Source organism: Actinoplanes oblitus (genome assembly GCF_030252345.1).
Classification (GTDB): domain Bacteria; phylum Actinomycetota; class Actinomycetes; order Mycobacteriales; family Micromonosporaceae; genus Actinoplanes; species Actinoplanes oblitus.
On record NZ_CP126980.1, the window covers coordinates 2,289,253 to 2,311,909 of the forward strand.

Below are 22,657 nucleotides of genomic sequence, written 5' to 3' on the forward strand. Positions count from 1 at the left end.
TGGCGCGCGTCGTTGCGGCGGGCACGGTAGCACTTGAAGATCTTCCGCCGGGATTCTCCCGTAACCGGGGCGGCGGAGGTAGGCCGGGGCGGCGCGGGCCCGGTCACAGGGAGCCGGCGAGCCGTTCGTCACGCAGGCGGGCGCCGGGTGGCAACTCCCCGGAGCCGCGCCGGATCAGCGTGGTGGGGATCCAGTGCTCGGCCGGCGGCGCGGTGTCGCCGTCGAGGCGGCGGAACAGGGCCTGCGCGGCGGTGCGGCCCATCAGCGCCGGGTCCTGGGCGATCACGGTGACCGCCGGGTCGAGCAGGTCGGCGAGGGGGAAGTCGTCGAAGCCGACCAGCGCGACGGCGCGGTGCAGGCCGAGCCGGCGCAGCGCCCGGGCGGCACCCGTGGTGATCAGGTTCTGGCTGGTGAACAGCGCTGTCGGCGGGTCCGGCCGGTGCAGCAGCTCCATCACCGCGCTCTCCGCGGCGGCGGCGGTGTGCAGCTCGGTGACGATCAGCCGGGAGTCGGCCTGGAGACCGGCCTCGCGCACCGCGGTGAGGTATCCCTCCTGCCGGAACCGGGCGGTGGAGATCCGGGTGTAGTCGGTGAGGCAGCCGATCCGGCGGTGCCCGTGGGCGATCAGGTGCCGGGTGGCCTCGGCCGCGCCGATCACGTTGGTGGCCAGCACGGTGTCCGCCGGGATCCCGTGGCCGGGCCGGTCCACGAAGACGATCGGGGTGTCGGTGTGCACCTCGGTGATCAGGTAGCTCTGGTCGGAGCTGACCGGGGCGATGATCAGCCCGTCGGCCCGGCGCATGGCGAAGGCGCGGGCCAGCTCGCGCTCCCGGCGCGGGTCCTCGTCGAGGCTGCCGGTGAGGACCTGGACGGCGCGGGCGCGTGCCTCGTCCTCGACGGCCCGGTGCAGGGCCGCGGAGAACGGGTTGCCGACGTCCTCGAGGAGCAGGGCGATGGTCCCGGACCGTCGGTCGCCGCGCCGCAGCGTGCTGGCCCCGATGTCCGGCCGGTAGCCGAGCGTCTCGATGGCGCTGCGGACCTGGGCGATCAGCACCGGGGACACGTTCGGCTCGTTGTTCACCACCCGGGAGACCGTCTTGAGGCTGACCCGGGCGATGCGGGCGACGTCGTTCATGGTGGGCCGGCCGGTGCGGCGGCCGCCGGAGGCTGGCACCCCGCCAGCTTAAAGACCGCGTCGCGGCGAGACAACGATGTCATCTCGATCGGTGGGCCCGATGACCAGCGCATATCGCTCACCGGGGCAGTAATTCGTCAAGCCAATACAAGTAATAAACCTTAGTGATACATGGTGTTGACAAGGCAATTCGCGTCGCGTTCACTCCGTGACAACGTTGTCTCCGCAGACGCGTTCCGGATAGCCCACCCCCCGGCACATCCCCAGGCATCGTGCGCTCCCGCCGATGCCTCGCTGCCTTGTTCCCCAGGAGTCACCCAGAGATGCCGGAGGCCCCCCACTCCGACCGCCGACCGCTGCTCGCGCTCACCGCCGCCACCGTGATCGCGGTGCTCGGCTACGCCGCGGCCGCGACGGTCATGCTGCACACCCAGACCACACTGCCGGGCGGTGTGGCAGCACCCACGTCGCCGGCCTGGGTGCTGCCGGTGGCCACCGCGCCGGCCTCCCCGCCGGTCTCCATCGCGCCGGCGCCCAGCAGCCGGGCGGCAACTCCGAGCCCGATCCGGGGCGGCACCCGGCCGGTCAGCGCCAGCAGCCGGCCGGTCCGCGCCGGCAAGACGGCGCAGCAGAAGAAGCCCGCCCCGGTGCTGGTCGTCGGCAGCACGATCGGGCTGGGCCCGCTCGACCTGCCCGGCTACCGGCTGCGGCACCGGAACTTCGTCGCCCGGGTCGACGTGATCACCGCGCGGAGCGGTCCGCTGGACCGCCTGGACTCCCGGTTCACCGTCCGGGCGGGCCGGGCGGACACCCGTTGCGTCTCCTTCGAGTCGGTCAACTATCCCGGCTACTTCCTCCGGCACCGTGACTTCTACCTGCTGCTGGACCGGGCTGACGGCAGCGAGCTGTTCGACCGGGACGCCACGTTGTGCCCGGCGCCGGTGACCGGCGGGTTCGTCCTGCGCTCGGCGAACTACCCGGACCGGTACGTGGTGCTGGCCGGTGGCTGGGTCCGGCTGGACCGGGTCGCCGCCGCGCAGGCCACCGGCTTCCGGGCGCTACCGGCGCTATGAGCGAGCCCCTGACCCCGGTGGACATCCACAACGTGTCGTTCCGGCGGCCGCCGCTGGGCAAGCGCGGCTACGACGAGACGCAGGTCGACGAGTTCCTGGACGAGGCCGAGCAGGAGTTCGCCCGGCTGCGTGCGGAGAACCGGGCGATGCGCGAGGAACTGGCCCGGGCCGAGGCCACCCCGGAACGGGAGCTGGCCGCCCTCGCCGCCGAGCTGGACCGGCAGACCGCGGCACAGGCCCGGGCGGAGCAGCAGGCCCGCGACCTCCTCGCGGAGCTGGAGCGGGCCCGGGCCGCCGAGTCCGGCCCGGAGCGGGGCCGCGGCGCCGAGCCGCCCGCGTCCGGCGTGATCGCGATGGCCCGGCGGACCGCTGACGTGTATCTCGACGAGGCCCGGCGGGAGGCGGCGAAGCTGATGACCGCGGCCCGCACCGAGGCCGACCGGCTGACCAGCGACGCCCTGCTGCGCGCGTCCACCGTCGACAGCGATGCCCGGCACCGGCACGCCCAGGCGATCAGCGAACTGGCCGAGCGGCGGGCCGACGCCCTGGCCGACCTCGACCGGCTGCGCCGGCTCGCGCAGGCGCAGCGGGAGGCGATCCGCGGCATGGTCGCCCAGCGGCTGGCCGACCTCTGACGGCGGCCGGCGTCGCCTCACTCGGCGGGCGGGTCGGCCAGGGGCCAGCCGCCGGCCGCCAGGTGCGCGGAGACCCGGACCACGTCGGCCGGGGTGGCGTCCTGCAGCATCCGGTCGCTGATCATGCTCTCGATGTCGGCAGCGGTGATCGGGCCGTCACCCGGCCGGGCCTGGGCGACCAGCTCCCGGGCGATCGTGCGGACCTCGTCCTCGGTCAGCTTGCGGCGCAGCAGGCCGAGCAGCACCACGTAGTCGCGGCGGGGGACACCCTCCGGATACCCGGCCCGCAGCCACTCCACGGCCCGGGCCAGGAAGTTCGACCGTTGCTCGCTCATCCGGCCTCCCGGTCAGTGCTTGTCGACGATGGTGGGGAAGACGTGCTCGAAGCTGAGCGTCTTGCCCAGCCCGCCGGCCACGATGAAGGTGATCCCGAGGGCCACGCCGAGCAGGACCAGGGTGAAGGCCAGGTATCCGCCGACGATACCGATCCGGTGCGGCTTGGCGCCGCCCGTGCCGTACGCCAGCGAGCGGACGCCCACCGCGAACAGCGCCGGCAGCCCGGCGCCGAGGATCAGGCTGGCCAGCAGGATCTTCCAGACGCTCGCGAACGCCAGGGTCAGGTTGTGCATGTCGTCCCTCTCAGCTCGCCGCGCCGGCGGTGACCTTCGGCCGGTCGGCCGGGGCGTCCCACTCGTCGTTGACGTTGTTGTGGTCGATCGGCTCGCGGCGTGAGCGGACGTACAGGTACGCCGCCAGGGCCACCAGGAGCGCGAAGATGACGAGTGCGCCGCCGAGCCCGCCGACCAGGTCGGAGATCCACCACATCAGCGCGCCGACCAGGCCGGCGGCGGGCAGCGTGATCAGCCACGCGGCCGCCATCCGGCCGGCCACCGACCAGCGCACCCGCGCACCCGGCCGGCCGACGCCGCTACCCAGGATCGAGCCGGTCGCCACCTGCGTGGTGGAGAGCGCGAAGCCCAGGTGGCTGGAGGTGAGGATGACCGCCGCCGAGGCCGTCTCGGCGGCCATGCCCTGCGGCGGGCTGATCTCCACGAGGCCCTTGCCCAGGGTCCTGATGATCCGCCAGCCGCCCAGGTAGGTGCCGAGGGCGATGGCCAGCGCGCAGGACACCTTCACCCAGAACGGGATGTTCCCGGTGTCGGTCCATGCGCCGGCGGCGATCAGGGCGAGGGTGATCACCCCCATGGTCTTCTGCGCGTCGTTGGTGCCGTGCGCGAGCGAGACCAGCGAGGCCGAACCGATCTGGCCCCAGCGGAACCCGTTGTCGGTGAACCGCTGGGCCACCCCGGCGACGATCCGGAAGACGAGCCAGGTGCCGACCGCGGCCACCACGCCGGCGACCACCGGCGACATGACGGCGGGCAGGATCACCTTGCCGACCACGCCGTCCAGTTTCGAGCCGTCGCCGGTCCACTTGACGCCGGCCCAGCCGAGGCCGGCCACCGCGGCGCCGATCAGCCCGCCGAACAGCGCGTGTGAGGAGCTGGACGGCAGGCCGAGCAGCCAGGTGAGCAGGTTCCAGAGGATGCCGCCGACCAGTCCGGCCAGCACGATCAGCAGCAGTGCCAGGCCGCCGCCGGCGGTGAGCTCGGCCTTCGGCGTACCGTCGCTGTTCTGGATTTTGACCACCGCGTTGGTGACGGTGAGCGCGACCTCGACCGAGAGGAACGCGCCGACCAGGTTGAGTGCGGCGGACAGGAGCACAGCCGCCTTGGGACGCAGCGCGCCGGTGGCGATCGAGGTCGCCATCGCGTTGGCCGTGTCGTGGAAGCCGTTGGTGAAGTCGAAGCCGAGGGCGGTGATGACCACGAGGATGAGGACCACAGTTGTCTCGGTCACGAACCAGGGTCTACCCGCCGCCCGGCACACCTAAAGACGCCGTTGGCAGAGTTTGCCCGGAATTCAGCTGGGTTTCAGCTTTCCGCCGGACGGGTGGCCGGCCAGGTGAGGGTGTCGTCCGGGATGCACGGATCGTGCAGGGCGCGGTGGTCCCGGCCGGGGATCGAGCGGCCCGCGGCGACCACCAGGCGGGCCACCTCGATGGCGCCGTGCGCCTGGAAGTGCGTGTTGTCGGCGACCCCGTCCGGGTAGTTCGGCGCGGCGCCCGCGTCGAGCCACAGGAAGTAGTCCTTCGTCGCCTCCGGGCCGAGCTTGCCCCAGAGCGCGAAGGAGAGCGCGGTGAGGTCGATCAGCGGGGTCCCGGTCTCGCTCGCCAGGGCGCGCATGGCGTCCGGGTAGTCGCCGTGCGAGAGGTAGGGGACGCCGTCGGCGGTGAACCGGCGGCGCTCCACCGGGGTGACCAGGATCGGGTGGGCGTGTGCCGCGCGGGCGCCGTCCAGGTAGCGGCGCAGGTAGTCCTGGAACGTGGTCCACGGGTCGGTGCCGCGGGCCGGGTCCTCGACCTTCTCGTCGTTGTGGCCGAAGGAGATCAGCAGGGTGTCGCCGGGGCGGATGGCGTCCAGGATCCGGTCCAGCCGGCCCAGGTCGGCGAAGCTCTTGGAGCTGGCGCCGGAGAGCGCGGCGTCGACCACGGTGATCTCGTGGTGCAGGAAGGCGGGCAGCGCCTGACCCCAGCCGGCCCGGGGGAGGTCGGCCAGGGCGTAGGTCGCGGCGGTCGAGTCGCCGGCCACGAAGATCGTGGGCCGGCGACCGGACCGCGGTGCGGCGGCTGCCGCTGTGGTGACGCCGAGGACGCCGGCGGTGGCGCCGCCGAGGGATGCGCGCAGGAGACTTCTCCGGTCGATCGTCATGGCGACATCAGATCACCACCGATCGATTTCGGCAAGCGCTTTCCTTATGGTGAGGTGGGGTACGGCAGGGTGCGCGGCGGCAGCGTCGCCGATCCGCCGCGGCGGGTTGCCGCAGCACCCAGCGGTGCCCGGCGCAGCAGCCGGCCACCGGTCCGGAACCAGGCGACGGTCCCGTCCGAGCCCCGGACGAAGCTGTCCCGGCCGGCGCCGTACGTCCCGTCCGGCGCCTGCTCCAGCACGTAGTCCCGGCGGTAGAAGACCAGCCATCCGCCCGGTGTGCCGTCGGCCGCCCGGAGCAGCAGCTTGCCCGCGTCGGGCACCAGGTCGAAGGAGAGCGACACCGGCTCGCCGTCGAAGCCGATCTGCTGGAACGTGTAGGTCCCGGCGTACTCGGCCAGCCGGTCGGCCGGCAGCAGCCGGGGCTCGGCCGGCAGGTTGTGCAGGCCGAGGAACCGGGTCAGCGCCCAGTCGTCGGCGAACAGCTCGCTCACCAGCGCCGGGCCGGTCTCCGAGTTGGTCAGCAGGGTGATCGCGAAGTCCCGCTCCGGCACCATCAGGAAGCCGGAGTGCTGCCCGGTCCAGTCGCCGCCGTGCTGCACCACCAGCGGACCCTCCGCGGTCGGCCGCAGCAGCCAGGTGATGCCGACGCCGTTCAGCTCCACGAAGAGCGTGCCGCCCGGGCCCGGATGCGACCGCATCAGGTGCAGCGAGCGGCGGTTCAGCAGCGGCCGCCCGTCGCCCAGGTGGTACCGCGCCCAGCGCAGCTGGTCCCGGGCGCTGGAGATCAGGCCGCCGGCCGGGGCGATGCCGCGCGGCACCGTGAACAACTCCGGATAGGCGACCGGCCGGCCCTCGGCGTCCGGCAGGTGCGGCAGGGCGACCCGCGCGCCGGGCAGCTGGTTGAGGAAGAACGCGCTGGTCTCCAGGCCGAGCGGATCGGTCACCAGGGTGCGGATGGCGCTTTCGTACGACCGCCCGCCGGCCACCTCGACCAGCCGCCCGGCAACCGAGAGCGCCGCGTTGTTGTACGCGAACACGGTCCCCGGCGCGGTCAGCTGCGGCAGCTGGGCCATCGCCGCCACGTACCGCGCGAGCGCGCCGTCGTCGGCCCCGGTGTCCAGGAAGAAGTCGCCCAGCCAGCCGGCGCTGTGCTGCACCAGCTGCCGGACGGTGACCCGCGACGAGGCGGCCACGTCGGCGGTGTGGAAATCGGGCAGATAGCTGCGGACCGTCCGGTTCAGGTCCAGCTTGCCGCGCTCGACCAGCCGCATCAGGGCGGTGCCGGTGAACGTCTTGGTGGTGGAGCCGACCTGGAAGACGGTGTCCGGGTCGACCGGGTGCGGGTCGGCGACGCTTGTCACGCCGTACCCGCGCAGGTAGTCCCGGCCGCGGTAGCGCAGGCCGAGGGCGACGCCCGGGATGCCGTACCTGGCCATCCCGTCTCTGATCTTCTGGTCCAGGTCGGCGAAGGCGCTGGTGCCGGCCTTCGCGGGGGTCGGGGTCAGGGTCGCGGCGCCGGTTGCGGCCGCGGCGACGAGCAGGGTACGCCGAGGAACCGATACGGACATGCGGCCACTCTATCCACGTCTGTCACTACCTGGTTCCGCTCATTCGCGAACGGGTATCCCGGTGCCCACGACCTGGGAGGTGGGATGGCCGACACGACGGCGGAGCAGGCCCGGCTGAACCGTGAGGACGAGGAGGAGCGGGAGTTGGTCCGGCCACCGGACGTGAACCGTGACACGAACCGTTCGGCGACCCGGCTGGAGCTCTTCTTCGACCTGGCCTTCGTGCTGTTCGTCGGGCACTGCGCGGACGTGCTGGCCGAGCACCAGACGTGGGGTGGCGCGTTCCGGTTCGCCGCGATCCTGGTGGCCGGCTGGTGGGCGTGGGCCAGCACCACGCTGTACGCCAACCGGTTCGACACCGACGACGCGATCTTCCGGCTGCTCACGCTCACCGGGATGGGCGGGGTGATCGTCATGGCCGCGGCCGCCGACCAGGCGATCGGGGCGCACGCGCGCTGGTTCGCGGCCGGCTACGCGCTGTTGCGGGTGGTGCTGGTGCTCGGCTACCTGCGGGTGTGGCGGACCCTGCCGGACACCCGGGCGGGGATCCGGCCGTACCTGTGGGGGCACACCGCCGGTGCCGCGTGCTGGCTGCTCTCGCTGGCCGTGCCGGAACCGGCCCGCTACGCCCTCTGGGCGATCGGGGTGCTGGTCGACCTGGCCGGGCCCTACCTGGCGGCCCGGGTGCCGGACGCGCCGCCGCTGCACATGGAGCACCTGCCGGAACGGTTCGGGCTCTTCGTCATCCTGGTGCTCGGCGAGTCGGTGGCGGCCACCGTGGCCGGGCTGCGCGGCGGCGACTGGTCGGCCGAGGTGATCGCCACCGCCATGTTCGCCTTCCTGGCCGCGGCGGCGCTCTGGTGGTCCTACTTCGACCTCTCCGGCGGCGCCGCGAAACGCCGCCTGGTCCAGGAGGGCGGCGAGCGGACGCGCCGCGGGGTGCACGATTTCTACGTGTACGCCCACCTCCCGGTCGCCGTGAGCCTGGCGGCCGTGGCGGTCGGCCTGGAGCACGCCATCGCGCACCAGCACGTGTCCACCGGCACCCGGGCGGTGCTCGGCGCCGGGCTGGCCGGATACCTGCTCAGCGCCGCCGTCATCCAGGGCGTGCTGTCCCGGCGGTGGCGGGTGGCGCTGGTCTGGCCAGGGCTCGGCGTACCGGTGGTGCTGCTGGCCACGCTCCTGCCGGACGGTCCGCCGGTGCTGCTCGTGGCACTCTGCGCGACGGTCCTGATCGGCGGCGTGATCATCGGGGTGGCACAGCATCGGGCCGGCGCCGTGCGGGTGGCCAAGGTGTGAGCCGCCATAGGTGTTCGTCGCCTCCGGCCGGTACTATCCGTGACCTGCACGTTGTGACCCGGGCGTGCGCCTACTCACAAAACGGCAGCTCACCGGCTTTGGGGGCGCGTGATCATGCCAACCGGCGGTAACGTGCCGCCGTTGCGTAGGATTTCGGGCCGCACCACGTCCGCCGACGGGAACCGAGGAATGCGATGCCGCTCACCCCAGCAGATATCCACAACGTGGCCTTCAAGAAGCCGCCGATCGGCAAGCGTGGATACGACGAGGAAGAGGTCGACGCCTTCCTCGATGAGGTCGAGCAGGAGCTGATCCGCCTCCTCGAGGAGAACAACGCGCTGCGCAACCAGGCGCAGCGCGGTGGTGGCGGGATGCCGAGCAACCCGGCGGCCACCATGGTGATCACCAACGAGTTCGCCGACCTGCAGGCCCAGCTGGAGCGGCTCCAGGAGGCCCGGGCCCGGGCCGAGCAGAACGCCCGGGACATGCAGGCCCAGCTGGAGCGCGCCCGCAGCGCCACCCCGTCCGGCGCGATGCCGACCATCGGCGACGACGACCGCAACGCCCGGGTGCTGATGATGGCCCAGCGCACCGCCGACGAGCACATGCGCGACGCGCAGCGCGAGGTGGAGGCGCTGCTCGAGGCGGCCCGCGGCAAGGCGGACCAGCTCACCGCCGAGGCCCAGATGAAGGCCAGCACGATCGAGAGCGACGCCCGCCGCAACCACGCCGAGGCGATGGACAGCCTGGTGGAGAAACGCGCCGCGCTGATCGACGAGATCGACAAGCTCGGCCAGCTGGCCAAGGGGTACCAGCAGGCCCTCACCAACCACGTCACCCAGCAGCTGATGGACCTGACCAGCGGTCCCGACGCGGCGGGTCGCGAGCTGGAGTAAGCACCGCCCGGCGGCGTCGAGCCCCGCGGACCGATTCCGGTCCGCGGGGCTTTCGCATTGAACCCGCTCGCTCCACCCGCTGTATTCGGCTGCACAGGGCGTGATCGCCGCTTCACTCGGCGTCCGCGCGACGGTCGATGGGGAGGGGCGCCATGGCCTATCAGGAGCTCGCCTACGGTGAGGCGGCCGACGGCCGGGTCCGGGTGGCGATCGAAGACGACGGACGGCTGTCCGACCTGTATCTCGACCCGCAGGTGGCCTACCTGCCGCTCGACGAGCTGCGCGTGGCGCTGCTGGAGGCCATCGACATGGCCCAGGACCGGTTGCGGGACCGCTCGGCCGCGGAGACCACTTCCCGGTACGGCGCGGTGGCCGGCCCGGACCGCCTCAAAGCCGCCCTGGCCGAGGCGTCGGACACCGCCGAACGCCGGTTCGCCGAGGTCTCCACGGTGCTGTACGACCTGAACCGGCGGGCGGCCCGGCCGTGACCGAGCGGCTGCGGCTGGACCCGGAGAGCGTGGCGGCGGCCGGGCGGGACCTGGCCGGCGTCGCCCAGCGGATGGCCGACGACGTGGCCCGGCTGGAGCGCGAGGTCGGCGGCTCGTCGAACCCGTGGGGCGGGGACGAGGCCGGTGGGGTGTTCGCGGTGGCGTACCGGGCGGTGGTCGCGACAGCGCTGGACGCGCTCGGGTCGTACACCGAGCAGGTCGGCTTCGCCGCCACGTCGCTGGTCATGGAGGCCCGCGCGGTCGCGGCCGAGGACGCCGCGGCGGCCCTTTCCCTGTCCGGCGGAGCGCTCGGCGCCGCGGCTCGTGGCGCCGCCGCCCCCGGTGGCGCGGGGTAACCGCGGTGACGATCACCCTGCCCGCCGAGCTGATCGAGCCGCTGAGCTGGATCGGTCTGGAGTGGCCGGAGGCCGACGAGGACCAGCTCCAGGCCGACGGTCAGGCGTGGATCGAGCACGGCACCCGGATGCGGGCGCACGCCCGGCAGGCCACCGACACCGCCCGCCAGGTGTGGCTGGAGAACGAGGGCGCCTCGATCGAGGCGTTCGAGCGGTGGTGGACCGGCGCTGACGGGCCCGGCCGGCATCTGCGGGAGGCGGCCACCGCGGCGGAGCTGATCGGCGGCGCGCTGATCGCCATGGCCGGCGTGACGGTCAGCCTGAAGGCGGCGTTCATCGCCCAGCTGACCGCGCTGGCGATCGAGGTCGGGCAGGCGGTCGTGACGGCGGCGGCCACGGCCGGGGCGACGCTCGCCGAGATCCCGGTCTGGATCGCGCTGACCCGGGTGGCCTGCCGCAAGCTGATCCACGAGGCGATGGCGCTGATCGAGCGGGAGATCGCGGCGCTGCTCCGCAAGGCCGCGAAGATGCTGGCGAAGGCCGGCGCGAGGCACCTTGCCGACAAGACGTTGCGGGGCAGCGAGAAGACGGCGTTCAAGGGGCTGATGCACCAGGTGGAGAACGCCGACCTGCGGAGCCCGGTCAACGGCGCGAACTTCTACTCCGGCAGGCAGCCGAACGGTGAGCGGATGGGACAGTATGCGGAGAAGCAGGTGGACGGGATCACCTCGGTCCTGATCGAGCAGACCCCGGGTGGCCGGAGATTCGACGACATGCACCTGTTCGACAAGATCAACTCGCCGATCGACAACAACCAGGCGGACGCCATCTGGAAACGGCTCTCTCAGCGGTATGCCCAGTCCGCGTCGGGGGAGGCCACCGCCTGGCTGCACAGTCCCCTCGCGGACAGCGCCTGGAACGTGGTGGAGAGGGGTGCGCTTGAGAAAAACCCAGCCATCACCAAAATCAATGTCATCGACCCGTTCTCCTGAGGGGAGCCCGGCGTGACGGTCCGCAAGCTCCGGCCGCAGCTCGCGCTGCACGTGGAGTCCGGGGTGACCCTGGGCAGTGCCGGACGTGAGGAGATGGAACTCACCTCCGGGGAACACGTGCTGACCCTGCCGGTGGAGCGAGGTGAGCGCCAGATGCGGTTCTACCTTCCCACGGAACCGCGCTGGGACGACAACGGCGAGAGACTGCCGCCGGAGATCGCGGACAACCTTCAGTCGATCATCACGGAGATCGCGCTGTTCTGGGACCGGGAGCCGTCGTTCCGGAGCATCTTCCGGTGACCCGGCCCGGCGGTGGACCGCCGGGCCGGGAGCCGGGCTGGGTCAGGCGGCCGGGGCGTCCCAGAAGACGTAGAGCGCCTTGTACTCGACCGACGCGGTCTGCCCGGTGGTGCACGAGCCGGCCGGCGCGACCCCGCCGGACGTGTACAGCCGGTTGATGTAGTCGGCCTTGCCCAGGATCCCGTTGCCGGTGTGCGAGTTCACCTTCAGCAGCAGCTCGGCGATGGTGCCGTCGCGCTTCAGCTCCTTCTCCTTGGTCGCGGTGACCAGCGAGCCGTCCCGCACCGACTGCCAGCTCGGCCCGGCGAAGTGGTGGATCCGGCCGCCGGTGCCGATCAGCTGCGCCTCCGGCACCGAGGGGCCGGTGAAGGCGCCGGTGGCCGCCCCGGCCGGCACCACGCACGTGTAGGTCTGGGTGCCGGTGGCGACCAGGTAGGCGCCGATCGGCCGGGACCCGGCCGGCGGCCGGATCGCCTCCGGTACCGCCGAGACGGCCGGCGTCAGCGGCCGCAGGTTGCCGGCCGCCGGCGTCGTCTCGGCGGCCGAGGCCTCGAACGTGACGGCGCCGACGGTGCCGAGCGCGGCGACCAGGCTGCCGGCCAGCGTGAGCGCGCGGATCCGGGAACGCTTGGTACGGAACATGACATCCCCCTGCGTTTCGGGTGAGCCCCCTGCCCACCGATTCCTCACACGGATGCCATGCCCGCCACGGATCGATGGCAGCCCGGTTACTGACCGTTCGGACGGCCGAAGTCGTCGTTCGGCGGGTGTCGATGTCTCACCGGGCCGCCGGCCGGCGAAGATCCGGCTAATCGTTCCGGGGTCAGAACGTGTGCCGATAGAGGGAGCAGCCGCGGCAGACCTCCGGCGGGGTGGCGCTGTCCAGACGCCGCCGGAAGTCGCGGTAGGCCGGCCCGTGCCAGATGTCGGTGAAGCTGGACTCGGTGAGGTCGCCCAGCCGGACCCGGTCGTCACCCATCACCATGCAGCACGGCTGGACGACGCCGGTGCTGGTCACGTACGCCGCCTCCCACGGCCAGGCGCAGTTGCCACCGCCCTCGTCGGCCAGGCTGGGCAGCCGCAGCCGCAGGTCGGTGTCCCGGGCGGCGGCCAGGGAGTCGGTGAACACCGCCCGGACCCGGTCCAGGTCGGCGCCGGTCCACAGCGCCTGCCGCGCGGTGAAGTCCCGGATCTCGTGGTAACCGCCGAATCCGGTCCCGCCGTCATCGAGGCCGGCGCCGCTCGTCCCGGTGTCGTCGAAGCTGTGCGAGAGGTTCTGCACCCGCAGCTCGTTCACCCCGATCCCGGCCAGCAGCCGGACCAGCGCCGGCAGCTCGGCGACGTTGTCGCGCATCGCCACGAACACCACCCGGATCCACGGCGTGGCGCTGCCCGCCGCCCGTTTCGCCGCGACCAGCCCGGCCAGGTTGGCGAGCACCGTGTCGAAGCGGGCGCCCTCCCGGATCGCCTCGTAGACCTCCGGCCCGGCCCCGTCCAGCGACACGTGCAGCCAGTCGACGCGGCTCGCCACCAGTTCCTCGGCGCGGCGCCGGTTGAGCAGCGTGGCGTTGGTGTTGAAGCCGACCCGGATGCCGCCCCGGACCGCGGTCGCGATCATCTCGGGCAGGTGCGGCGACAACAGCGGCTCGCCCAGGCCCTGCAGGGTGAGCTGCCGCAGCGGCAGCTCCGCGACCAGCCGGTGGAACAGTTCCAGCGGCATCGCCCCGGCCAGCTTGTTCACCGGCGGCCGGTAGCGGACCAGGCACATCGTGCACCGCAGGTTGCAGGCCGAGGTCACTTCGACCTGCAGGTGCGCGGGCAACGGCGGATCCTCGACGGAAACGGACATGCGTCGCCGGATGCCCCCTACCGGGCTGTCGAAACGCCCGGCGACGGCCGATCGGGCCGTCACCGGGCGTCGCCGACACGTCAGTGCCGCCGGGGTGCCACGGTGATCCGGTACTCCCGCCGTGCCGAGCCGTCCTCGCTGGTCACTGTCACGATCCGGGTGGTCCCGGCCCGCGTGACGGTCACTGTCGCATAGGGGTCCGCCGGGCTCGCGGTGATCGCGACCCGGCCCGGGTGGTCCACGACCGTCCGGTACGCCAGGACCGCCGGATCGAACCCGCGCAGCGGCACCCCGTCCACGGTGATCCCGGTGACCGACGCGTCAGTGCCCACCCCCGGCGCCTTGGCGGACACCCGCAGCTCGGCGACGGTGAGGTAGCCGTCCGGCACGGTGGTGAGCACCAGGCAGACCGAGCCGGTCACCCCGTCCGGCACCGGCACGTCGACGGCGAGCGGGCCAGCCACGCCGACCGGGATCACCGGGCCGGATACGGCGCACGTGCCGCTCGCGTCCGGCACCCCGGCCCGCACGCTCTGCGGGAGGCCGCCGCCGGACGCGTTGTCCCGGTAGAAGTGGACGCTCAGCCGGGACGGTGCGGTCGCCGCGGGCAGGGTGGCGACGAGTGTCTCGCTCGGGTCGCGGTCCGCGGACTTCCAGTTCGACCAGGCCTTGTCGGTGGTGTCCCCGTTGGTCAACCCGGCGGTGGAGTAACCGGGCTCGGTGTAACTCGCGGTGACCGAGACGCCGCCGGTGAGCGGGGCATCCACCGGGGTGGTGACCTGGACCCGTACCGAAGCAGTCAGGTCCGCACCGGGGACCACCTGGGCCGAGCCGCCCACCGTGACCACTCCCGGCTGCGGGAATCGCGCGGCTTGCCAGGTGACCGGGACGTCGGCGCGGCCGCCGTGGCGGCCGACGGCGACCACCGTCGAGGGCAGGACCGGCTGGCCCCCGGCGAAGGTCTTGGCGCGTGCCGGGAGGGTCGCGGTGAACACGTCGACGGTCACCTCGGCGACGGCGCGATGGGTGCGGCCCAGCACGTCGGTGGCGGTCCCGGTGACCCGGACCAGGCCGGGTTTGCGCCAGGCCCGCCCCGGCGGCAGCTTCCAGACCACCGGGAGGGCATGCCGCCCGTCGCTGACCGTCGCCGGCAGCGCCGGTGCCCGGCCCGGCACGGTGTAGGTCCGCGCGGCGGCGAGGGTCCCGACGTGCTCGTCGATGACCGACCAGCGCTGGTTGCCGGCCGAGGTCGGCTGGTAGAGCCCGACCGGCGCGCCGTCAGCCGTGGCGCCGCCGTTCACGTCCAGCAGCCGGCGCGCGTCCGCGTTGATCAGCGTGTAGGTCCCGTCCCCGGTGGTGGAGACCCGCCACAGCGAGCCGGTCGCGTCCAGCGGCTGCCCGGTCCCGGCGTTCGTCACCCGATAGGCGTCGCCCACCGGCTGGAAGGTCCAGAGCTGATCGGCGGCGGTCGCCGACGAGGTGCGGATGACCGGCCCGGGCGCGAGCGACTTGCCGCTGGCCACGCCCTGCAGCCGGTAGGAACGGCCGGGCACCAGGTGCGGCGCCGCGGCTCCGGAGACCCCGCTGACCAGGAACGTGGTGACCGACTGGGCCGGCACGGTGAGCACCGCGCGCCGGCCGCCGACCCGGACCGGGGAGCCGGCCACCAGCTTGCCGTCCGCGCTGGTCACGATCGGGGTGACGGTCGCGCCCCGGCGGACCGTGGCGAACTTCGACAGGTCCAGGGTGACCGTCTCGGCCGTCGCGGCCGGGTTGACGTGCACGACGGTGGCGCCGGTCCGGTTGACGGCGGCCAGGCTGCGCGTGTCGGAGACCTTCACGAAGTGGTCACCGGGCCGTACGTAATGGGTGAAGTTCCGGATCGTGTCGTACTTCGTGTTGGTCCGGATCGGGCAGCTGGTCAGGGTGTCCCCGGCGGCGCAGTCGAAGGGCACGTGGATCTCACCCCACTGCAGGTTCCCCTCGGCCCGCATGTTGTCGGCGTCCTCGATCGGCTGCCACAGCACCCACGCGGACGGCTCCAGCTCCCGGATGTCGTCGACGATCCGCTGCGCCATGCCGAGCCCGGAGTCCATGCTCGTGTAGTCGTGCCCCCAGCTGCCCTCGACCTCGCTCATCCACAGCGGCTTGCGTTCGGCCTTCGCGATGTCCCGCACGCTGGTCCGCTGCCCGGTGCCGTAGGTGTGCACGTTGAGCCGGTCGACGGCGGCCCGCGCCTCGGCGGTCCAGCCGTAGTGGTCGGTGACCATGGTGCCCGGATTGGTCTCGTCCGGTGCGGCGATGTTCCCCCGGTACGCGCGGGCCAGCGCGGCGATGACCGCGGACTGCGCGGCCGGCCCGGCGTGCGCGCCCTCCTGGCGGCCGCCGGTCGGCTGCCCGTCGGCGCCCAGCGTGGTGCTCCAGTAGTCGGTGTTCGGCTCGTTCAGCGGCTCGATGGCGTCGAAGGTGATGCCGTGTGCCTGCTCCAGGTGCCCGGCGACCCGGGTCAGGTACTGCGCGAACTCGTCCACCCGGTCGGGGCGGATCTGGTCGGCCGTCGCGGTGAATCCGCCGCTGACGTAACCGCTGACCGTCTGGAAGTACGGCGGCGAGTTGCTGAACGCCTCCCAGTGCGTCACCTTGTCCTTGATCTGCTCCACCCACCAGCGCTGATTGGGGTCGGCGTCCCAGTCCCAGGCGCCCTCGTCGGCGGGATTCCACCAGTCCTTCTCGGCCGGTGTGTACTGCCGGTCGGCCTTCCAGAAGCCCGGCACCGCGCCACCCGGGCGCAGGTAGGGCCGCACGGTCGGCGCGTTGCCGCCGCCGATGTCGAACCGGGCGATGTTGAGGTTCAGCCCGTCGGCCCCGAAGACCAGATCGACCAGGCGGTTGCGGATCTCGTCGGGATAGCCGCCGGTGGCCTCGGCCATCCAGGCCAGGCTGGTGCCCCAGCCCTGCCATTCGGCGCCCTGGTAGGACGGATCGGGGGTGATGGTGGTGGTGGCGGTCGCCGCGACGGCGGGTGCGGGGACCGCCATCGTGGCGGCGGTCAGCAGGCCGGCAAGCAGGATCCTCACGCGTGACCCTCTCGTGTTTACGTAAACATCGATGGTCGACACAGTGTTTCGGGGGCGCCTGATCGCTGTCAAGAAGCGCCGTTGTATCGGGATCGCTCCCAGCTGAGGATGACGGTTACCTCGCCGTAGTCGGCCCGGCATGCGGGGCCTGCGTGGCCGGACGAGCGGTTGGCGGACTGCGAGCGTCCCGACCGCGAGCACCCCGACTGGTGGTCGCGGCGATGGCCGACCAGGACCGCCTTGCCGCCTGGCAGCGGGCCGATGCCACCAAGGGGGTGCTGCTGGCCCGCCTGGCTCGCCACATCCGGAACGTGGCGGCGCACTACGGCGACACCACCGGGCCGTCGGCGATCCTCGCGGCGCGCTGACCTGCGTACCGGCGGATGCTCCGAAACTCTCGGAACATCCGCCCGACCTGTGTCCTGCTGTACTCATTGACTCAATAGACACATGGCTATACGTTGCCGGTACCCGATCGGCATGTTTCCGAAAGTTTCGGAGCGCTTCGTCCACCGGAGGCGTACCCATGCGAAGTCCCCTCGCGGGCGCGTTCACCGTGCTCGCCCTCCTCCTCACGCCCGTACCCGCACAGGCCGCGTCCCCCGGCCGGGACACCGCCGACTACATCTCCACCCGGCCCGGCCCGGGCCGGTTTCCGCTGGTCGCCGCCCCGATCGTGACCAGCGCCAACGACTACCCCGGCGTGCTGCGGGTGGCCGGCGACCTGCGGTCCGACCTCGGCGCCGCCACCGGCGTCACCCCGCCGGCCGCGCGGGACACCGTCCCTGCCGGGCGGGACCCGATCATCGTCGGCACCATCGGCCGGTCCACCCTTGTCGATCGTCTGATAGCGGCCGGCAAACTCGACGCCCGTGGCATCGCCGGCAAGTGGGAGACCTCGCTCCAGCAGGTCGTCGAGCACCCGCTGCCGGGCGTCCGCCGGGCGTTCGTGATCGCCGGCAGCGACCAGCGCGGCACCATCTACGGCGTCTACGACGTGTCCCGGCGGATCGGCGTCTCGCCCTGGCACTTCTGGGACGACGTGCCGGTACCGCACGCGGACGCGCTCTACGCCCTGCCCGGCCGGCACAGCCAGGGCACCCCGAAGGTCAAGTACCGCGGCGTCTTCATCAACGACGAGAACCCGGACACCGGCACCTGGGCACCCGCGTTCTTCGGCCCGGGCAAGGCGCCCGGCTATCCGGGTGGGCTGAACGCGAACTACTACGCCAAGGTCTTCGAGACCATGCTCCGGCTCAAGGCCAACTACCTGTGGCCGGCCGTCTGGGGTCGCGCGTTCGCCGAGGACGACCCGGCCAACCACGCCACCGCCAGCTACTACGGCGTGGTGATGGGCACCTCGCACGAGGCGCCGATGATGCGCGGCATCGAGGAGTGGAACCGGCACCCGGCCGGCACCGGCGAGTGGAGTTTCCGGCGCAACCCGGAGGCGATAAAGGAGTACTGGCGGGCCGGCATCGAGCGGATGCGCGACCAGGACATCGAGGGTGTCGTGACGCTCGGCATGCGCGGCAACGGCGACGTCAGCCTGCCCGACGGCGACGGCATCGACCTGATGAGCTCGATCATCGACACCCAGCGGCAGATCCTCGGCGAGGAGGGCATGCTGGGCGCGCCCCAGGTGCAGACCCTCTACAAGGAGGTGCAGCGCTACTGGGACAAGGGTTACCGGCCGCCGGACGACGTGACAGTGGTGTTCTGCGACGACAACTGGGGCAACATGCGCAAGCTGCCCGACCCGTCGTTGCCGGCCCGCAGCGGCGGCTACGGCCTCTACTACCACTTCGACTACGTCGGCGACGGCCGCAACTACAAGTGGGTGGACACCGCCAACCTGACGAACACGTGGGAGCAACTGCACCGGGCGTACACCTCGGGTGTCGATCGGCTGTGGGTGGCCAACGTCGGCGACCTGAAGAACGAGGAGGAACCGGCCCAGTTCTTCCTCGACTACGCGTGGAATCCGGACGCCATCCCGCTGGACGGCATCAAGGCCTGGGAGCGCCGCTTCGCGGCGGAGAGCTTCGGCACGTCACTGTCCGCCGAGATCGCGGAGGTGCTTTCCCGGTACGGCGTACTGCAGTCCCGCCGCAAGCCCGAGCTGCTCAACCGGCGGATCACCGTCGACCCGGCCAAGGACCTCACCACCGACCCGAGCGCCGTGGTCTACGACGACCAGGGCAACCCGTTCAGCCTCACCGACTATCGGGAGATGGACCGGGTGGTCGCCGAGTGGCAGGCACTCGCCGCACGCGCTGAGCGGATCAAGAAGCGGGTGCCGGACGCCTGGCAGGACGCGTACTTCCAGCTCGTCTACTACCAGGTGGCGGCGACCGCGAACCTCTACGAGCTGCGCCGTGCCGAGTTCACCAACATCATGTACGCCGCGCAGGGCCGGGCCGCCACCAACGACCTGGCCGACGAGGCGGAGGCCCGGTTCGCCGAGGATCAGGCGCTCAACGCGCACTACAACACCGCGCTGGCCGGCGGCAAGTGGAAGGACTGGCAGCTGCAACCCAAGATCGGGTACGGCAACGTGGCGCGGTACGGCCCGAACGCCCCGTGGCAGCAGCCCGAGCTCAACAACGTGGCGCTGCCCGACGAGATCTACCCCTATCTGAAGCGGATCGAGGTGCCGGCCGGCGCGGCGCTCGGCGTGGCGCTGGACGGCGGCGACGCCACCACGCTGCCGGAGTTCAGCCCGTGGCAGGCGCAGCCGCGGCAGTACGTCGAGGTCTACAACAAGGGCACCACGCCGTTCCGCTACACCATCACGGCGGAGCAGCCGTGGGTGCACGTGACGCCGGCGAGCGGGACGGTGGGGAAGCAGGTCAGGGCGACCGTGTCGGTCGACTGGCGACGGGCGCCGGCCGGGCTGACCGTCGTACCGATAAGGGTCGAAGGCGCGGGTGGCGCGGTCGTGGTGCGCGCGCCGGTCCGCAACCCCGCGACCAGGCCGCGGGGTTTCGCCGAGGCGAACGGTTATGTGTCGATCCCGGCGACCGGTTTCGATCGCAAGACCGGGTCCTGGACGGTGTTGCCCGGGATCGGCAAGACCGGCGACGGGATCATGCCGGCCGGCGGCTCGGACGCCCGGCTCGACTACCGGGTGACGCTGACCGGTTCCGGACCGGTGAAGATCAACGCGTTGCTGGCGCCGCGGAACGGGCGGCTGCGCTACGCGATCGCGGTGGACGGCGCGACGCCGCAGGTGGTCGACGCGGTCGCCGCCACGGGGGCGGTCGACACCACGATGAACCGCCAGTGGGCACGCAACACCTCGGACAACGTCAACGTCACCGCCACCACGCACCAGATCGCCGCGGCCGGGACGCACACCGTCTCGTTCTGGGCGCTGGACTCCTCGGTGATCCTGCAGCGGTTGATCGTGGACACCGGCGGGGTCAAGTACAGCTATCTCGGCCCGCCGACCAGCCGGAGGTTCTGATCATGAAACGTCGTGCTCTGCTCGCCGGGTCGACCGGCGCGGTCGCGGCGGGCCTCGTCCCGTCCGCCGCCTCCGCCGTCCCCTCGGCCGCCACCCAGCAGGCGTCCTGGGTGCACACCTGGACCGCGATGCCGCAGCTCACCGAGCCGGGGAACATGCCGCCGGCGCCGTTCACCGGGACCGACGCGGTGCTGGTGGACACCACGCTGCGGCAGACGGTGCACACGTCGATCGGCGGGAAGGTGGTGCGGGTCCGCTTCTCCAACGCGTTCGGCACCACGGATCTGCCGCTCGATCGGGCGGCCCTGGCGCTTCCGGTGGACGGCAGAGCGGGAAGCTCCGGCATCGTCGCGGGGAGCTCGCGGGCGCTGACCTTCGGCGGTCAGGCGTCGGTGGTGGTGCCCGCCGGCGCGCAGGTCGTCTCCGACCCGGTGCCGATGCCCGTCGCGGCCAGGGCGAACCTGACCGTTTCCGTCTATCTCGGTGCCGGGCAGGCGGGGCTCGCTCTGACCGGGCACCCGGGCTCGCGCACGACGTCCTGGCTGGTCAAGGGCGACCAGGCGGAGAAACCGGAGATGTCGGGCGCGACGCCCGTCGACCACTGGTACCTGATCAGCGGGATCGAGGTGATCGGCAGCCGCGCCGCCGGAGTGGTGATCATCGGGGACTCGCTGACCGACGGGCGGGGCTCGACCACCAACGGCAACGACAGGTGGCCGGATCAGCTGGCGGCCCGGTTCCGGGACCCGCGACTCGCGATCCTCAACCAGGCGGCCGGCGGTAACCGGGTGCTGCACGACGGGCTCGGGCCGAACGTCCTGGCCCGGTTCGACAGGGACGTGCTCGGGGTCAGCGGGGCGGCCTGGGTGCTGGTCTTCGAGGGGGTCAACGACATCGGGACCGCCGAGGCGACCGAGGCCGGGCAGCGGCAGGTGATCGCGGCGCTGACCGGGGCGTACCGGCAGATCGTGCAGCGGGCGCACGCTCAGGACCTGCGGGTCTACGGTGCGACGATCACGCCGTTCGGTGGGAACGCCGGGTATGACGATCCGGGTGGGCTGCGGGAGCGGGCCCGGGTGACGGTGAACGGGGTGATCCGGGGCGGGGTGTTCGACGCGTACGTCGACTTCGCGGCGGCCGTGGCCGACCCCGCGGCGCCGAGCCGCCTCGATCCGGCTTTCGACGTCGGCGATCACCTGCACATGAACCCGGCCGGTTACGCGGCACTCGCGGCCGCTGTTCCCCGCAGGCTGTTCTAGAGCGCTGGCGCCGCCGGTCAGAGCAGGGATCCGCCGGCGACGGTGAGCACGTCGAGGAGATGGGCGAGACGGTGGCCGACCGGGGTCACCGTCACGATGCAGATGCCCGCGACGATCGCCGCGAGCAGCGAGTACTCGACGGCGGTGGCGCCCTCGTCAGTCAGCTTCCCCATGCACCATTGTTCGGCCCGTTCCGCTCCCCGGTGAGGTTCACCGCGGGTGTGGAACGGGTCCCGGACGGTTGCCGGTGGCCACCACCGGCCGGGCCATCGCCGCCGCGACCAGCGCGATGACGCACAGCGCGGACAGGCTGAGGAAGCCGGCCCGGAACGACCCGGTCGCGTCCTTCACCGCGCCGAGCAGGTAGACGAACGCGAAGCTGCCCAGGTTGGCGCAGAAGTTGCCGAACCCGCTGAGCAGTCCGGCGCGCTCCGTCCCGAGCACCGCGATCGGCAACGCGAACAGCGGCCCGAAGTACACCTGCACCACCACCGAGATCATCGCGACCACCGCCAGCACCGCCGGCATCCCGGGCACGTAGGTGAGCAGGGCCAGGCCGGTGGCCAGCACCGTCAGCGAACCGCCGATCACCAGCAGCGGGCGCCCGAGCCGGTCGGAGATCAGCCCGCCGAGGTAGTTCGCCGGCGCGGTCACCGCCGCGCCGAGCGCCACCACCAGGCCGGCCGCGGTCAGCGACTGCCCGCGGTCCACCACCAGCCAGGTGGCCAGCCAGAAGGTGAAGCCCTGGGCGACAGCGAGCCGGGCGAACTGGATCACCCCGGTCAGCCAGACGATCCGGTGCCGGAGCAGGACGGGCAGGTCGGTGATCCGGGCCGGGCGGCCGGTCGGCGGGACCGGCACGGCGGGCCCGGCGGCCCGGCGGTAGAGCACCAGGGCGAGCAGCCCGGCCACCGCGAAGATCCCGAACAGCAGTCGCCAGCCGAGCGGCCCGACCAGCCAGGGGCCGAGGGAGCTGAGCAGGATGTTGGAGGAGAAGCCGCCGGCGACGTACAGCCCCATCGCGGTGGCCCGTCGGTCGCCGGGGAACTGCTCGCTGATCAGCAGCAGTCCGGGCGCGAAGACCAGCGCCCGGAAGAACCCCGACAACGCCTGGTCGACCAGGAGCATCTCGTACGAGCTGAGGACCGCGAACACGGCGGCCAGCAGATTCGTCCCGAGCAGCCCGGCCAGGAACAGCGTCCGGGGCGAGAACCGGTCGGCGAGGAGACCGGACGGGACCTGCATCAGGGCGTACGTCAGATTGCTCGCCGCCGCGAGGGTGCCCGCCTGGGCGAAGGTGAGGCCCAGGTCGGTGCGGATCAGCGGGAGGAACAGCGCGATCCCGCCGAAGATCAGCGCCTGGGCGCTCTGGCAGACGACGAGGAGGGTGACGATCGCGCGACGCACCGCGGGATGATCTCACGATCATGTTGTGTTTACGTTAACATTTAGGTCTCTCGATCCCCAGCCGGCGTCCTCCGGCCGAGACG

Annotated in this window: 22 protein-coding genes; 11 read left to right on the forward strand and 11 right to left on the reverse strand. The window is 72.2% G+C overall.

Annotated features, from left to right (window positions below; translation table 11 throughout):
* Window positions 1-103: 103 nt before the first annotated feature.
* Entirely contained in the window at window positions 104-1,174 is a 1,071-nt protein-coding gene (locus tag Actob_RS10485; RefSeq protein WP_284919878.1) for a LacI family DNA-binding transcriptional regulator, read from the reverse strand.
* Window positions 1,175-1,458: 284 nt separating this feature from the next.
* On the opposite strand from Actob_RS10485, the gene Actob_RS10490 reads away from it, so the two are divergent.
* Both Actob_RS10490 and Actob_RS10495 read left to right on the forward strand, forming a co-directional pair.
* The gene (locus Actob_RS10490; RefSeq protein ID WP_284919879.1) at window positions 1,459-2,208 is read left to right on the forward strand and encodes an AbfB domain-containing protein; all 750 of its coding nucleotides are present in this window, start codon (window positions 1,459-1,461) and stop codon (window positions 2,206-2,208) included.
* Entirely contained in the window at window positions 2,205-2,843 is a 639-nt protein-coding gene (locus Actob_RS10495; RefSeq protein WP_284919880.1) for a DivIVA domain-containing protein, read from the forward strand. Before Actob_RS10490 ends, Actob_RS10495 begins: the two co-directional genes overlap by 4 nt.
* Window positions 2,844-2,860: 17 nt before the next feature.
* Here Actob_RS10495 and Actob_RS10500 read toward each other — a convergent pair whose 3' ends face one another.
* From Actob_RS10500 to Actob_RS10520, 5 genes are all read right to left on the reverse strand, one after another.
* Complete coding sequence (locus tag Actob_RS10500) at window positions 2,861-3,178, reverse strand: DUF3349 domain-containing protein (protein ID WP_284919881.1); 318 nt, start codon at window positions 3,176-3,178, stop codon at window positions 2,861-2,863.
* Window positions 3,179-3,190: 12 nt separating this feature from the next.
* Window positions 3,191-3,472, reverse strand: coding sequence for a hypothetical protein (locus Actob_RS10505; RefSeq protein ID WP_284919882.1), 282 nt, complete (start codon window positions 3,470-3,472; stop codon window positions 3,191-3,193).
* Between the two features lie 10 nt (window positions 3,473-3,482).
* Window positions 3,483-4,703, reverse strand: a complete 1,221-nt coding sequence (locus tag Actob_RS10510) for an inorganic phosphate transporter (RefSeq protein WP_284919883.1) — start codon at window positions 4,701-4,703, stop codon at window positions 3,483-3,485.
* A 74-nt stretch (window positions 4,704-4,777) separates the two neighbouring features.
* On the reverse strand, window positions 4,778-5,614 hold the full coding sequence (locus Actob_RS10515) for a rhamnogalacturonan acetylesterase (protein WP_284919884.1): 837 nt from the start codon (window positions 5,612-5,614) through the stop codon (window positions 4,778-4,780).
* Window positions 5,615-5,658: 44 nt separating this feature from the next.
* Window positions 5,659-7,182, reverse strand: coding sequence for a serine hydrolase domain-containing protein (locus tag Actob_RS10520; RefSeq protein ID WP_284919885.1), 1,524 nt, complete (start codon window positions 7,180-7,182; stop codon window positions 5,659-5,661).
* Window positions 7,183-7,266: 84 nt separating this feature from the next.
* On the opposite strand from Actob_RS10520, the gene Actob_RS10525 reads away from it, so the two are divergent.
* The 6 genes from Actob_RS10525 (at window position 7,267) to Actob_RS10550 (ending at window position 11,513) form a co-directional block, all read left to right on the forward strand.
* Complete coding sequence (locus tag Actob_RS10525; protein ID WP_284919886.1) at window positions 7,267-8,481, forward strand: low temperature requirement protein A; 1,215 nt, start codon at window positions 7,267-7,269, stop codon at window positions 8,479-8,481.
* A 194-nt stretch (window positions 8,482-8,675) separates the two neighbouring features.
* Window positions 8,676-9,377, forward strand: coding sequence for a DivIVA domain-containing protein (locus tag Actob_RS10530; protein WP_284919887.1), 702 nt, complete (start codon window positions 8,676-8,678; stop codon window positions 9,375-9,377).
* 152 nt (window positions 9,378-9,529) lie between these two features.
* Window positions 9,530-9,865: a hypothetical protein gene (locus Actob_RS10535; RefSeq protein ID WP_284919888.1), complete on the forward strand. Its 336-nt coding sequence runs from the start codon at window positions 9,530-9,532 to the stop codon at window positions 9,863-9,865.
* A complete protein-coding gene (locus Actob_RS10540) occupies window positions 9,862-10,221 on the forward strand; it encodes a hypothetical protein (RefSeq protein WP_284919889.1) in 360 nt (119 codons plus the stop codon). Before Actob_RS10535 ends, Actob_RS10540 begins: the two co-directional genes overlap by 4 nt.
* A 5-nt stretch (window positions 10,222-10,226) precedes the next feature.
* Entirely contained in the window at window positions 10,227-11,213 is a 987-nt protein-coding gene (locus Actob_RS10545) for a WXG100-like domain-containing protein (protein WP_284919890.1), read from the forward strand.
* 12 nt (window positions 11,214-11,225) lie between these two features.
* Window positions 11,226-11,513 carry a hypothetical protein gene (locus Actob_RS10550; protein WP_284919891.1) on the forward strand — a complete coding sequence of 96 codons (288 nt, stop codon included), beginning with the start codon at window positions 11,226-11,228 and terminating at the stop codon, window positions 11,511-11,513.
* Window positions 11,514-11,555: 42 nt separating this feature from the next.
* Here Actob_RS10550 and Actob_RS10555 read toward each other — a convergent pair whose 3' ends face one another.
* The 3 genes from Actob_RS10555 to Actob_RS10565 all read right to left on the reverse strand — a co-directional run bounded on the left by Actob_RS10555 (window position 11,556) and on the right by Actob_RS10565 (window position 16,439).
* Window positions 11,556-12,155: a DUF3455 domain-containing protein gene (locus Actob_RS10555; protein ID WP_284919892.1), complete on the reverse strand. Its 600-nt coding sequence runs from the start codon at window positions 12,153-12,155 to the stop codon at window positions 11,556-11,558.
* 181 nt (window positions 12,156-12,336) lie between these two features.
* Window positions 12,337-13,362: a radical SAM protein gene (locus tag Actob_RS10560; protein ID WP_284919893.1), complete on the reverse strand. Its 1,026-nt coding sequence runs from the start codon at window positions 13,360-13,362 to the stop codon at window positions 12,337-12,339.
* 80 nt (window positions 13,363-13,442) lie between these two features.
* Window positions 13,443-16,439 carry an RICIN domain-containing protein gene (locus tag Actob_RS10565; protein WP_284919894.1) on the reverse strand — a complete coding sequence of 999 codons (2,997 nt, stop codon included), beginning with the start codon at window positions 16,437-16,439 and terminating at the stop codon, window positions 13,443-13,445.
* A gap of 221 nt (window positions 16,440-16,660) precedes the next feature.
* Here Actob_RS10565 and Actob_RS10570 point away from each other — a divergent pair, with 221 nt between their 5' ends.
* The 3 genes from Actob_RS10570 (at window position 16,661) to Actob_RS10580 (ending at window position 21,167) form a co-directional block, all read left to right on the forward strand.
* Complete coding sequence (locus tag Actob_RS10570; protein ID WP_284919895.1) at window positions 16,661-16,807, forward strand: hypothetical protein; 147 nt, start codon at window positions 16,661-16,663, stop codon at window positions 16,805-16,807.
* A 158-nt stretch (window positions 16,808-16,965) separates the two neighbouring features.
* Window positions 16,966-19,908 (forward strand): glycosyl hydrolase 115 family protein, encoded by a 2,943-nt coding sequence (locus tag Actob_RS10575; RefSeq protein WP_284919896.1) that lies wholly within the window; start codon window positions 16,966-16,968, stop codon window positions 19,906-19,908.
* A gap of 2 nt (window positions 19,909-19,910) precedes the next feature.
* On the forward strand, window positions 19,911-21,167 hold the full coding sequence (locus tag Actob_RS10580) for a GDSL-type esterase/lipase family protein (RefSeq protein WP_284919897.1): 1,257 nt from the start codon (window positions 19,911-19,913) through the stop codon (window positions 21,165-21,167).
* Between the two features lie 17 nt (window positions 21,168-21,184).
* Here Actob_RS10580 and Actob_RS10585 read toward each other — a convergent pair whose 3' ends face one another.
* Together Actob_RS10585 and Actob_RS10590 are read right to left on the reverse strand one after the other, a co-directional pair.
* Window positions 21,185-21,340, reverse strand: coding sequence for a Flp family type IVb pilin (locus Actob_RS10585; protein ID WP_284919898.1), 156 nt, complete (start codon window positions 21,338-21,340; stop codon window positions 21,185-21,187).
* A gap of 37 nt (window positions 21,341-21,377) precedes the next feature.
* On the reverse strand, window positions 21,378-22,574 hold the full coding sequence (locus Actob_RS10590) for an MFS transporter (RefSeq protein WP_284919899.1): 1,197 nt from the start codon (window positions 22,572-22,574) through the stop codon (window positions 21,378-21,380).
* Window positions 22,575-22,657: the final 83 nt, after the last annotated feature.